The 10496-nt window shown below is 66.2% G+C and carries 12 protein-coding genes; 6 read left to right on the top strand and 6 right to left on the bottom strand.

Going from position 1 to position 10496, the window contains the following annotated elements:
- The first annotated feature begins 103 nt into the window (after positions 1 to 103).
- Positions 104 to 247, top strand: a complete 144-nt coding sequence (locus tag EFAMC1_RS06990; protein WP_187324602.1) for a hypothetical protein — start codon at positions 104 to 106, stop codon at positions 245 to 247.
- Between the two features lie 156 nt (positions 248 to 403).
- Here the strand turns inward: EFAMC1_RS06990 and bsh are convergent, their stop codons facing one another.
- Positions 404 to 1354, bottom strand: coding sequence for a choloylglycine hydrolase (gene bsh, locus EFAMC1_RS06985; RefSeq protein WP_154053584.1), 951 nt, complete (start codon positions 1352 to 1354; stop codon positions 404 to 406).
- 311 nt (positions 1355 to 1665) lie between these two features.
- Here bsh and EFAMC1_RS06980 point away from each other — a divergent pair, with 311 nt between their 5' ends.
- A complete protein-coding gene (locus EFAMC1_RS06980; RefSeq protein WP_154053583.1) occupies positions 1666 to 2286 on the top strand; it encodes a hypothetical protein in 621 nt (206 codons plus the stop codon).
- 663 nt (positions 2287 to 2949) lie between these two features.
- Here EFAMC1_RS06980 and EFAMC1_RS06975 read toward each other — a convergent pair.
- Entirely contained in the window at positions 2950 to 3291 is a 342-nt protein-coding gene (locus EFAMC1_RS06975; protein WP_154053582.1) for an arsenate reductase family protein, read from the bottom strand.
- 99 nt (positions 3292 to 3390) lie between these two features.
- On the opposite strand from EFAMC1_RS06975, the gene EFAMC1_RS06970 reads away from it, so the two are divergent.
- Positions 3391 to 5004, top strand: coding sequence for a peptide chain release factor 3 (locus tag EFAMC1_RS06970; RefSeq protein ID WP_154053581.1), 1614 nt, complete (start codon positions 3391 to 3393; stop codon positions 5002 to 5004).
- A 56-nt stretch (positions 5005 to 5060) separates the two neighbouring features.
- Here EFAMC1_RS06970 and EFAMC1_RS06965 read toward each other — a convergent pair whose 3' ends face one another.
- The 3 genes from EFAMC1_RS06965 to budA are packed head-to-tail and all read right to left on the bottom strand — an operon-like array spanning position 5061 to position 6807.
- Entirely contained in the window at positions 5061 to 5354 is a 294-nt protein-coding gene (locus EFAMC1_RS06965; RefSeq protein WP_154053580.1) for a hypothetical protein, read from the bottom strand.
- Between the two features lie 23 nt (positions 5355 to 5377).
- Complete coding sequence (locus tag EFAMC1_RS06960; protein ID WP_154053579.1) at positions 5378 to 5986, bottom strand: beta-class carbonic anhydrase; 609 nt, start codon at positions 5984 to 5986, stop codon at positions 5378 to 5380.
- Positions 5987 to 6021: 35 nt separating this feature from the next.
- Entirely contained in the window at positions 6022 to 6807 is a 786-nt protein-coding gene (gene budA / locus EFAMC1_RS06955) for an acetolactate decarboxylase (protein WP_154053578.1), read from the bottom strand.
- A 196-nt stretch (positions 6808 to 7003) separates the two neighbouring features.
- Here budA and EFAMC1_RS06950 point away from each other — a divergent pair, with 196 nt between their 5' ends.
- The 3 genes from EFAMC1_RS06950 to EFAMC1_RS06940 all read left to right on the top strand — a co-directional run bounded on the left by EFAMC1_RS06950 (position 7004) and on the right by EFAMC1_RS06940 (position 9277).
- Positions 7004 to 7678 carry a class I SAM-dependent methyltransferase gene (locus tag EFAMC1_RS06950; protein WP_261981815.1) on the top strand — a complete coding sequence of 225 codons (675 nt, stop codon included), beginning with the start codon at positions 7004 to 7006 and terminating at the stop codon, positions 7676 to 7678.
- A gap of 318 nt (positions 7679 to 7996) precedes the next feature.
- A complete protein-coding gene (locus tag EFAMC1_RS06945) occupies positions 7997 to 8701 on the top strand; it encodes a hypothetical protein (protein ID WP_154053577.1) in 705 nt (234 codons plus the stop codon).
- 159 nt (positions 8702 to 8860) lie between these two features.
- Positions 8861 to 9277, top strand: coding sequence for a peptide deformylase (locus tag EFAMC1_RS06940; protein ID WP_154053576.1), 417 nt, complete (start codon positions 8861 to 8863; stop codon positions 9275 to 9277).
- A gap of 117 nt (positions 9278 to 9394) precedes the next feature.
- Here the strand turns inward: EFAMC1_RS06940 and EFAMC1_RS06935 are convergent, their stop codons facing one another.
- Positions 9395 to 10306: a hypothetical protein gene (locus EFAMC1_RS06935; RefSeq protein WP_154053575.1), complete on the bottom strand. Its 912-nt coding sequence runs from the start codon at positions 10304 to 10306 to the stop codon at positions 9395 to 9397.
- Positions 10307 to 10496: the final 190 nt, after the last annotated feature.

Here is a 10496-nt window from a genome sequence, read left to right as displayed (position 1 = left end):
GAGGCCGTGCCCGTCTGGGCGATATAGGAATCAGGCGACCGCACCTTCGCCCTGATTTGCCGCCATCGCAAGGCGGGACGACGAGGGAGAGATGGCTTGCCTCATGAGCGAGGCGCTTCAGCACGCCAAAGACCCGAATGGTGTGACGTCGATGAAGGGGGTTGGTAGGTTCCTCGTGTCGGTGCCGAAGGTCACGCCGGGCTTTTTCGTCTGGCTATTCCGTGCCGTGTTCACGTGGGTGATGTGAGAAGAGGCGGGCAATTGCCCGCCTCTTCTTCTCACTTTTTATCTTCCTAATCGTCGATGAGCCAACAGTCGGTTCCGTCCGTGAGCAGCGTCCTGGCTGTCCGGGATGTCTCCGCGATGCGTTCGATCCCGCCCTTTCGATCGTCGGCCTCGGACTTTACGCCACGAAGAGCTTAGTCGCGTCGCCCGTGTCGCAGTCGGCGAGCGCGACGCTTCTGATGGAGGGGTCATCGTCGGTCGAGTAGTAGTACGTCTTCGTGCGCGCAGAGAAGCATCCCGTGTAGAGCGTGCGCTCGAAGGCGCCATCGGCCATCGCTGCCGAGCCCTCGACCATCGCCACGTTGCTAAGCGTATGGAACGCGCGCAGGACGTTTTCCCGCTCGGTCGACTTCTGCGGGTAGTTCGCGTTCAAAAATGCCGCTTTCACGAAGCGCGAAGGGGAGTAGGAATCGCCCGGGATGCCTCGCGCGCCCGCGCCCGCACCGAAGGGGGCAAGCTCGGCGCGGCCCCACCTCGCGGCAGTGGGGAAATCGCCCGTCGCGGTGATATAGGTGCGCAGGTTCGTCATATGCCAGGCGAACTCGGGCTGGTTTGCCAGCGTATCGACCGGGTTGTCCATCACATGCAGTCCGTCGGCCATCTGCTCGATCACGATCGAGCGCGCGCCATCGCCGACAATCCAGTGCAGCATCGACACGCCGAGCCGGTCGTCTACCGGCTTCGCGACGATGTTCGCGTCGGCGAGGGCTGCCTCCACCTCGTCAACCGTCGAGAAGTTGGCCGCGACCCACACGGGGAACTCGTAGGCGGCGATGTTCGTCTTCCCGTCAACGGGGCCATTGGAGTATTCGGCGAATCCGGGGAAATTCAGGCCGGCAACGCCCAAGCCCGCGTCGTTTCCGCAATCGAAATAAAGCGGATAGTTGTCGAGGGCCACCGCCATGCCGATCACAGCGTGCTCCGCCCTCGCATCGGCGAGGAAGGAATAGGGGAGCGGGAAACCCTTCGGAGTCACCACCACGCGCTCGCCGTAGCGCGTGCTCCAATCGAGGTTGCGCGCCAGATACATGTTGCCCTCATCGTCGCTGAACCTGATTCCCGTGCACATATCGCGTCCTTCCGTCGTATTCGTCCGTTCGCGCCCGCCCGTATCAAGCGAGCCTCTCTCCTATACCATCGTGCGCCCGCGTCATTCGAAAGGCAACCGGGGGCTCCCCATCGTTGCCGTTCGGTCACCAAAACGCCGCGCGGTCAACAAATTGCGGGGGGGGGTGAATTGGCGTTCTGAGTGCAACGTGCCGCGCCCGAGACGGGGGCACGGCACAATCCCGAGCGGTACGATGCGGATTGCCCAGACCCACGTCGTGCGGAGGGGACGTGTGCCGCTACGCGCATCTTGGCGCCGCAGGGCGCGACGGTATGGCGGAGCCCTACCACGAGGGGGCGGGCGCCGGCGAGATTGTCCGCAGGGCCGGCTGCGACAAGCCCGCGGCCGGCCGCGAGCCCTCCCGCAACGGGCGGCGGGGCGGGAGATGCGGCGCCGCGACGGCCCAGAGGCGGGCTGACGCCCTCCGGGAGGTCGACGTGGCGCAGTCGAGCTACTCCGCCGTGAGGTGGGGTGAAAAGTGCGGGCTGCTGCCGCTGTTCTCGTCGGTCCTCAACCTCGACGTGCCGCAGGGAAGCCCCCTGGCCCGCCGAACGCAGGTGACCTTTGCCGACCTCGCGGGCCGGAGGATCCGCGTGCTGCGGCATGGCAACGACGCGATGGACCGCCTGCGCGATGCCCTCGAGCTCGAGGCTCACGCGAAGGTCATCGACGTCGACAGCTTCGACTATGCCCTCTTCAATGAGGCGGAGGAGCAGGGCGGCACTGTGGTGACGAGTGGCAGTTGGGCGGGGCTGCATCCGGGCTTCGTCACGGTTCCCATCGCCTGCGAACATCGCGTGCCGTGCTTTCTGGTGTACCAGGCGCATCCCGCGCCGCAGGTGGGGCGCTTCGTGAGCGCCCCGATACCCAGGGCTACCAGGGCTCCTCGATGATGCCCGCCGCGTGTCCGCGAGGCAAAGCGGGCGCCAGCGGCCTTGGCCGGGCGCGCGTCTTCGATGGTGTTGCGGCTTGGGGTGGGGGCGCTTCTGTTAGACGGTTGCTAACGCAGGACTTACTGTCCGCGGGTGCGTGCGCATGGCGGTGTGGCGGGGGTTGGCGATCCGATTTTGCGTTCCGCGCCACGAAAACGCGGTTTGTGGGAAACGGGGTGGCCCGACGGCTGTCTCATAGCCGGCCAATTGCCAATGAATGTGCGTGGTCCAACCTGGTCGGTGTGGGCCGCAGCTTTTGCTTCTGACAAAACCACAGGTAACCTGCCGTCTAGGCACGCGCGTCAGGAAACGATGGCTTTCGGCTTGTTAGTGTTTGCTGATAAACCGCCTGATGACGGCGGGGGTGTTTCCCACAAACCGCGTTTTCGTGGCATGAATCGCGAAATCTCATCGCGAGGGCCACGGGTGCCCATGCGTGGGACGGAAATCAGGGACAGGGCAGGCCCTCGTGGGCACGACGCGGAACGACCGGGCGCCCGGTATGGACGGCACGGGCGGCATTTCCCTGCCGGCTGAAGCCTCCTGGCGACTTATATGGTCCCGGTGTGTGAGCGAAGTCCGACGGGATGACGGTAGTCATTGCTCCGCGGACCCAACCCCTATCTACTCCCAGCCCTCCCACACCTCGGGCCTGTAGCCCACGGTGGCGGCACGGCCGTTGCGGACGATGGGCTCGGCCAGGATCTGCTGGTTCTCGAGGAGCGTGTCGAAGCGCTGTGACTCCGCGAGGTGCTGGACGAGCGCCACGGTGTCCTCGTCCTTCGCCTTGGGATTCACGAGGGCGTCGATGTCGCCCGTCGCCTGCGTCACGCTGCGCAGCTCGCCCTTGCTCATCTCCTTCTCCTTGAGGTCGATGAACTGGAACTTGATGCGACGCTCCTTGAACCAGCGCTGGGCCTTCTTAGTGTCGAAGCTCTTCTTCGTGCCGAAGATCTGGATGTTCATAGGGTTTCCCAATCGGACGGATTCGCGAGTATCCTTATAGAGTTTGACTGTAACGCGACGGCCGCGCCAAGGGACCGTCGCTCTCAAGAAAGGCCCCACATGCTGTCCCTGCCCGAGGAAATCCGTCGTCATCGCACGTTTGCCATCATCTCGCACCCGGACGCGGGCAAGACCACGCTGACCGAGAAGCTGCTACTCTACAGCGGCACCATCCAGTCTGCCGGCTCGGTCAAGGGCAAGAGCAGCTCCAAGCATGCCGTCTCCGACTGGATGGACATCGAGAAGCAGCGCGGCATCTCCGTCACGTCCTCGGTGCTGCAGTTCGAGTACGACGGCAAGTGCGTCAACATTCTCGACACCCCGGGCCACCAGGACTTCTCCGAGGACACCTACCGCACGCTCATGGCCGCCGACGCGGCGGTCATGGTCATCGACGGCGCCAAGGGCGTCGAGGCCCAGACCAAGAAGCTCTTCAAGGTCTGCACGCTGCGCCACATCCCCATCTTCACCTTCGTGAACAAACTCGACCACGACGCGCGCGACCCCTTTGACCTCATGGAAGAAATCGAGAACGTGCTGGGCATCGGCACATACCCCATGAACTGGCCCATCGGAAGCGGCCGCAGCTTCAAGGGCGTGTTCGACCGCGCGAGCCGCCACGTGCTTGCGTTCCAGGGCGACGGCCACGCAAACGCGGCCAAGAAGGTGGCCGAGGTTGAGGCCGAGCTCGGCGCGCCCGAGATGAACGATCTCATCGGCGAGGAGAACCACCAGACCCTCATGGACGACATCGAGCTGCTCGATGGCGCCGCCGACGAGTTTGACGCCGAGGCCGTGGCCACGGGCAAGTTGTCGCCGGTGTTCTTTGGCTCGGCGCTCACCAACTTTGGCGTGGAGCCGTTCCTCAAGGACTTCCTGCGCCTGGCCCCAAGCCCCTCGCCCCACAAGGATGCCGAGACGGGCGAGGAGGTCGAGGCGACCGACCCGGATTTCTCGGGCTTCGTGTTCAAGATTCAGGCCAACATGGACAAGAACCACCGCGACCGCATCGCCTTCCTGCGCATCTGCTCGGGCGAGTTCGTGCGCGGCATGGACGCGTTCCACGTGCAGGGCGGCAAGAAGATCAAGCTGGCCACCGGCACGTCGATGATGGCCGACGACCGCTCGACCGTCGACGAGGCCGTGGCCGGCGACATCGTGGGCCTGTTCGACCCGGGCATCTTCTCCATCGGTGACACGCTCTGCGCGGGCAGGCGCCACGTGCGCTACGCCGGCATCCCCACGTTTGCGCCGGAGCGCTTTGCGCGCATCACGCAGATGGACACGCTACGCCGCAAGCAGTTCGTGAAGGGCATGGAGGAGCTGGCCCAGGAGGGTGCCATCCAGATCTTCCGCGAGGTTGGCACGGGCATGGAGAGCGTCATCGTGGGTGTGGTGGGCGTGCTGCAGTTCGAGGTGCTCGAGCAGCGCCTCAAGAGCGAGTATAAGGTCGAGGTCGACCGTCACGCCCTGCCCTTCGAGATCATCCGCTGGGTCGAAAACGACCCCGAGGAGCTCGACCTGGCCACGCTCGACCTTACGCGAGACACCTGCAAGGTGGAGGATATGCGCGGGCACCGGCTGCTGCTCTTCACGCGGCCGTGGAGCCTGGAGTGGGCCGAGGAGCACAACCCCGACCTCAAGCTCTCGGAGTTTGGCAACGTGACGCTGTAGGCGCCGTGGAGGCGTGTGCCGGCTGCCTGGTGGGAGGGCCTGCCGGGTGGCCACTGCTAGCGGCTGGGGCGCTTGTGCGTGAGGTGCCACCCGCCGCAGTAGGGGCATTTGTAGAGGTAGAGCGCGGGAGAGCCGTGGCGCTCACAGGTGGCTATCGTGGCCCTGGCGTCGGCGCGGGTGGCGTAGCGCTGCTTTGACTCGCACGCCTTGGCGCGCAGGGCCTGCTCGTGGCGCTCGTCGTCGGCGGCCTTGCGGGCCGACTCCTGCGCGAACAGGTCTCCCATGTCGCCGAGCTGGGAGCGAAACGCCTCCCGCTCGCGCCTGCGCGCCGATTGCTTCCTGCTGCCCATGGCCTGTCCCCGTCCCGCGTCGGCTAATGCTCGGGCGCGGGGCCCGCCGCGGGGCCTGCCGCTGGGGTCACGGCCGTGAGCTCGCCGGTCTCGATGTCGATGGTGAAGCCCCAGACGCGGACGCTCTCTGGCATAAGTGGGTGCTTCCGGATCTTGCTCACGCTTGCGCGCACCTCGTCCTCGAGGCTGGAGAAGCCGTCGAGGAAGCGTGCGGCCCGCGAATCCTGCCCGGTCGCGGCCTCGATGCGCTCGCGGGGGACGCCGGCGCGCTCGAGCTCGCCCAGCATGTGGGTGGCCTCCATGTCGCAGGTGCCGCAGTTGGTATGGCCCACCACCATGATGTCGGTGACGCCCAGCTCGGCCACGGCCACGAGCAGCGACCGCATGACCTCGCCGTAGGGCTCCACGATGGTGGCACCTGCAACCTTGATGATCTTGGCGTCGCCGTTCTGGAGCCCCAGGGCGTCGGGCAGAAGGCGCGTGAGCCGCGTGTCCATGCAGGTCACCACGGCAAGCTGCTTGGCCGGGCGCCCCGGGGCGGCGTGGTCGCGCCAGTCCCCGCGCGCCACGAAGGCCCTGTTGTGCTCGAGGACGCCCTCGATGACGGGCGGGTAGGGTTGCTGCTGGGTCATGGGGCCTCCTCGGGCGGGCGTGCGATGCTTGGAGTCTACCCCTCCACCGAGGCGGTGGCGCTGGCGAGGTCCTCGCCCAGGTCGAGCTTGTCGAACTCGCGGTTCACCGGCAGGTCCATCTCGAAGCGCGCATAGCTCTCGAGCTTGCCGGATGCCGTGCCCACGGCCAGCTCGAGCAGGTGCCCGCCGCGCTTCTTGTCGTCGGAAAGGAAGTGGATGTGCCAGCCGGGCAGGTTGATGCCCTCGAGGTAGGCCGGCACCCACACGCCGATGACCCAACCGCTCTCGTTCTCGTAGCTGTGCTCGTGCTGGCTGCTGGCCACCTCGGAGAGGGTGGGATAGGGCTTGGTGAGCTTCTTCTCGCAGCTGCGGACGCGCAGGCTGGGGAAGGTGCCGTGCATGGCCATCATCACCCAGGCGTTGTCGTTGTCGTCGGAGGCCTTGCGGGCGTCGTCGAGCGCGTCCTTGACCCGGGCGATCGTGGTCGCGCCGGAGATCTCGAACTGCGCGGCGCGGTTGGTGAAGTTGGCCACCGTGGCAAACGCCAGGCGGGCGTCGTCGGAGTACTCGCAGGTGGTGCCGTCGGCGTGCGCGTCGTAGGCATGGCCGTCGCAGACGATGGCCTCGCCGTCGAGTCCCTCGTAGGTGCCGATGCCCCAGCTTCCGTGGCGCTTGAGCTCGCCCACCGTGACCACGCCGTCAAAGTTGCCCAGCATGAGCGCGTTGAGCGTGCTCACCTGGTAGAAGACAGGCTTCTGCGCATACCCGTCTGCTGCCGTCGCGCCCTCCGTGCCGTTCTCCGTCGTTATCGTCTCTGCCATGATTGCCCCCTTGTTGTCTCCCCTGCGTGGGACGGTGTACCCCTTTGCGCGACGAGGGGCGATGCCGCCCGCGGGTTTTTACGAAACCGTCGCAATGGGGGCGACGGGCTGCGTGCCTGGCTTGGGCTATGCTTTCGGCGACGGGTGGGCCGGGCTGCGGTCGCAGGGCCTGACGATGAATCTGGGCGGAGGATGCATGCGGGAGAGTCGCGAGGAGGGGGCGGGGGCCATGCCGGTCCCGGAGCTGCGCGAGACGGACGAGGGGCTTGCGCTCGTGGCGGACGGCATGGAGCTTCGCGGCGACTTTTCGCGCATGCTGCCGCGCCTGCGTGCGGACCGCCTGGGCAGGGAGCTTCTCGTGCGGGCAGCGCGGGTCAAGGGGGCCGACGCCCCGACCGTCTTTGACGCCACGGCAGGTCTGGGCGAGGACTCGCTGCTCCTGGCGGCGGCCGGCTTTGAGGTGACGCTCTGCGAGCACGATGCCACGATTGCGGCGTTGCTTAGGGACGCGATGGCGCGCGCGGCGGAGATTCCCAAGCTTGCGGGTGCCGTCGGGCGCATGCGGGTGCTCGAGGCCGACAGCTTGGAGGTGCTGCCGAGCCTGGCGCAGGTGCCCGACGTGGTCTACCTCGACCCGATGTTTCCCGCCCGCACCAAGAGCGCCGCGGTGAAGAAGAAGTTTCAGCTCCTGCACCGGCTCGAGCCGCCGTGCGAAGACGCCGAGGCGCTGCTGAGGGCGGCGGTGGGGGCGGGGCCGCGCAAGGTGGTCATCAAGCGCCCGGTCAAGGGGCCCCTGCTCGCTGGCATCAAGCCCAGCTACTCGCTTGCCGGCAAGGCCGTTCGCTACGACGTGATCGTGCCGGTTCGGTAGGGGCTATTGGCGGGACGCTCGCTTGTGGCGAGGCTGCTGCCCGATGCTGGCTTGGTGGGGCGTCTGGGTGGGCGCCATGGCGCGCCCGCGGATGAATAACCAACAATTCTGCGAGGGCTTCCTCTTACCTCGCGTACCTGTGGTGATATGAGTTTTGAACATTCGCCGAGCCGTCGGGCGGCATAGTCTCCCCGATTCTTGTCGGCGGCTTGTCGGGTCTGTGTCGGCGGGTGCCGGGGTTTCTTCCCTTTCTTGCCCGGACCGCTTCTGGCTCCCCCTATGCTCGACCTCCCAATGGTCCGAGGAAGGGGTGGGGAGATGGTTGCCGACAAGATCTGGGAGGACCTCTATGCCGTCTACCGGCGATGGGAGGATCGGAGTGCCGAGTACTTCGACCGCTCTCGCGAGACGTTCGAGGACGCCGTGAGGCCCGCTGCCTACTACGAGAAGTCGGCAAGCTCGCCTCTCGTGGTCCAGGCCAACATGGCCTACACGGAGTGGTTCCTCTTCGAGTTTGACCTGGCGGGCGGTAGGACCCCGCTCGAACTGTTCATCGGGGCCCCTCCGCAGGGGACCGCCTCCGCTTGCGTGGAGAGGCTGGCCCAGATTGCCGAGACCCAGAGGTTTTCGCGCTTTGCCATTCGCGACAAGAGTCCCGAGACGAGCGAGCTGCGTGTCGTGGATCTGCGCACGGCCGAGGAGCACGCGGTTGTCAACAGGATTGCCTGCGAGAGGTCCACGTGGAGGGGCGGCACGCTTGCGCAGCGCATCGCGCGGGTGGGCGGCAGTTGGTACTTTGTGGGCCAAACGCTGCTGTACGACCGCGCGAGCTACGAGCCATGCTCTGGTGAGGGTCCTGGGGAGCTCGAGGGCACCGTGACACTCGCCTGCAGGCCCGGGGGCTTTGGCTTCATCCACCGAGAGCCAAGCGGCAGCTACTTTCTTGACGTGCTGCGAGACGTCATCGGCATCGACGGGCCCTATCGCGACACGCTTCGTGTGGTGAGGGAGGGCGAGCCATGATGTGGTCAAGGGCCAGCTCGTGGCCAACGCCGCCTGTGGACAGGATATGGTCGCCGCCGCTCGTGGTGCCAATCCCGTATCATCGTGGCTCGTTAGATGCCGACGAGTCCCTCGTGTGGGAGGCCGTCGGCAGGTGCGAGTCGAGCGAAGGGTGCTGCCGTGATCAAGGACATCGTTAAGGACGAAGAGTTTCTGAGCCAGCCGGCGGAGGCGGCCACTGCCGAGGATGCCGGAGTCGTGCAGGACCTGTTCGACACGCTGGGTTCGCTCGACGACTGCGCCTGCCTTGCGGCAAACCAGATTGGCGTGAACAAGGCCATCATCGCATTCGAGGGCTCCAAGGGCATGCAGGTCATGCTCAACCCCAAGATCGTGGCGTCGATGGCCCCCTACACCGCCAGCGAGGGCTGCCTGTCGCTCGACCGTGCCACGGAGGTCCGCCGCTTTCAGATGATCCGCGTGAAGTTCGACGCCCTCGTGAACGGCAAGCTCGAGTCCAGGGCCCGCAAGTACTCCGGCTGGGTTGCCGAGGCCGTGCAGCACGGCATCGACCACTGCTCCGGCAAGCTGGTGTAGGGGCGCGGCCTGCGGCGGCATGCTGACGTAGGCGCGGCCCGTGGACGCGGTCCGCGGAGGCGGTGGCCACACACGTGATGGCGGGCCGTGGGCGGCGGGCCCACGCTCGCGCGGACGCTAGTCTAGGAACCCGAACACGAGGCCGAGCGTGATGTAGGCGGCCACCCAGACGATGAACGCGGCGAAGCAGTACGCGAACAGGCGCAGGTGCGAGATCGAGGCGCTCTGGGCAATCTCCGCCATGGCGTCGGCGCGGGGGTTGCCCGTGGCGCTCGCCCCCTGGTGCTTGCGACGGCGCTTGGCGCTCTTGCTCTTGCTGGCGTTCCCCTCGAGGTTAAGCGCCTCGTCCCAGGTGAAGCTGAACGTGAGCCGGGCGTCCCTGCACACGCGCGTGCGCAGGGCAGCGACCTGCTCGGGCAGGTACGCGTCCGTCTGGCTCGCCTTGAGCTCTATTCCCTCGGGAACGGTGCGGGGAACGAGGGGGCGGATGTGGCGCAGCGCCGAGGTCGACACGCCGTAGCCGGCCGCGCCCACCGCGACGGAGATGATGAAGCCGAGGCCGAGCGCGATTTCGACCGCGAGGCAGACCGCGTTGATGGCGTCGCCCACGATTGCCTCGGGGTAGGAGGTCAGGATGCGCGACCTCACGAAGGGAACCGCCACGGGCAGCGCCACGAGCACCCAGATCACGACGACGCCGAACCGCCAGGCGCGCAGGCGGTGAACCCAGGAGAGCAGGGTGACGTCATCGTCGAGGTCCGCGAGGGTGGAGCGCCAGATGAGGCGGGCGTAGAGGCACAGGTAGGGGATGACGAGCGCCCCGCCGACGCCGGCGACGAGCATGCCCTGCGCTGACACCTCACCCAGCGAAACGAACCCCGCCATGTACATGGCCCCGCCCGCGAGGGCGAGCGTAGCGATGACAAGGAACACCTTGAAGCCCAGGCTCCAGGTGGGACGGCGCGTGTCGGGTCCCTGCGTCTCGTGGCTACCTGCCTCGGCGTCTTCTGTCGTGATGGGACTGTCCATGAGCGCTCTCCCTCCACCCGGTGTGGAGGACAGTGTATCCCTTGGCAAACCCGTTCCCTGTGTCGTTTTCCGCGACACTTTCCACGGATTGGTCGAATCGGTTGAAATTGAACCTTTGAACCTGTTCTTACCGATTCGTCCGTATGGTTCAATATCACGCGTGTTAGAATGTCGATAAATTGAACTTTTG

This window comes from Olsenella uli, assembly GCF_901212675.1.
Taxonomy (GTDB): Bacteria; Actinomycetota; Coriobacteriia; order Coriobacteriales; family Atopobiaceae; genus Parolsenella; species Parolsenella uli_B.
This window is presented reverse-complemented; position numbering and strand designations above follow the sequence as displayed.

Excerpts from the sequence above, each read along its gene's own strand:
- EFAMC1_RS06990 (WP_187324602.1), top strand. The coding sequence starts at position 104 with ATGAGCGAGGCGCTTCAGCACGCCAAAGACCCGAATGGTGTGACGTCG.
- bsh (WP_154053584.1), bottom strand. The coding sequence starts at position 1,354 with ATGTGCACGGGAATCAGGTTCAGCGACGATGAGGGCAACATGTATCTG.
- EFAMC1_RS06980 (WP_154053583.1), top strand. The coding sequence starts at position 1,666 with ATGGCGGAGCCCTACCACGAGGGGGCGGGCGCCGGCGAGATTGTCCGC.
- EFAMC1_RS06975 (WP_154053582.1), bottom strand. The coding sequence starts at position 3,291 with ATGAACATCCAGATCTTCGGCACGAAGAAGAGCTTCGACACTAAGAAG.
- EFAMC1_RS06970 (WP_154053581.1), top strand. The coding sequence starts at position 3,391 with ATGCTGTCCCTGCCCGAGGAAATCCGTCGTCATCGCACGTTTGCCATC.
- EFAMC1_RS06965 (WP_154053580.1), bottom strand. The coding sequence starts at position 5,354 with ATGGGCAGCAGGAAGCAATCGGCGCGCAGGCGCGAGCGGGAGGCGTTT.
- EFAMC1_RS06960 (WP_154053579.1), bottom strand. The coding sequence starts at position 5,986 with ATGACCCAGCAGCAACCCTACCCGCCCGTCATCGAGGGCGTCCTCGAG.
- budA (WP_154053578.1), bottom strand. The coding sequence starts at position 6,807 with ATGGCAGAGACGATAACGACGGAGAACGGCACGGAGGGCGCGACGGCA.
- EFAMC1_RS06950 (WP_261981815.1), top strand. The coding sequence starts at position 7,004 with ATGCGGGAGAGTCGCGAGGAGGGGGCGGGGGCCATGCCGGTCCCGGAG.
- EFAMC1_RS06945 (WP_154053577.1), top strand. The coding sequence starts at position 7,997 with ATGGTTGCCGACAAGATCTGGGAGGACCTCTATGCCGTCTACCGGCGA.
- EFAMC1_RS06935 (WP_154053575.1), bottom strand. The coding sequence starts at position 10,306 with ATGGACAGTCCCATCACGACAGAAGACGCCGAGGCAGGTAGCCACGAG.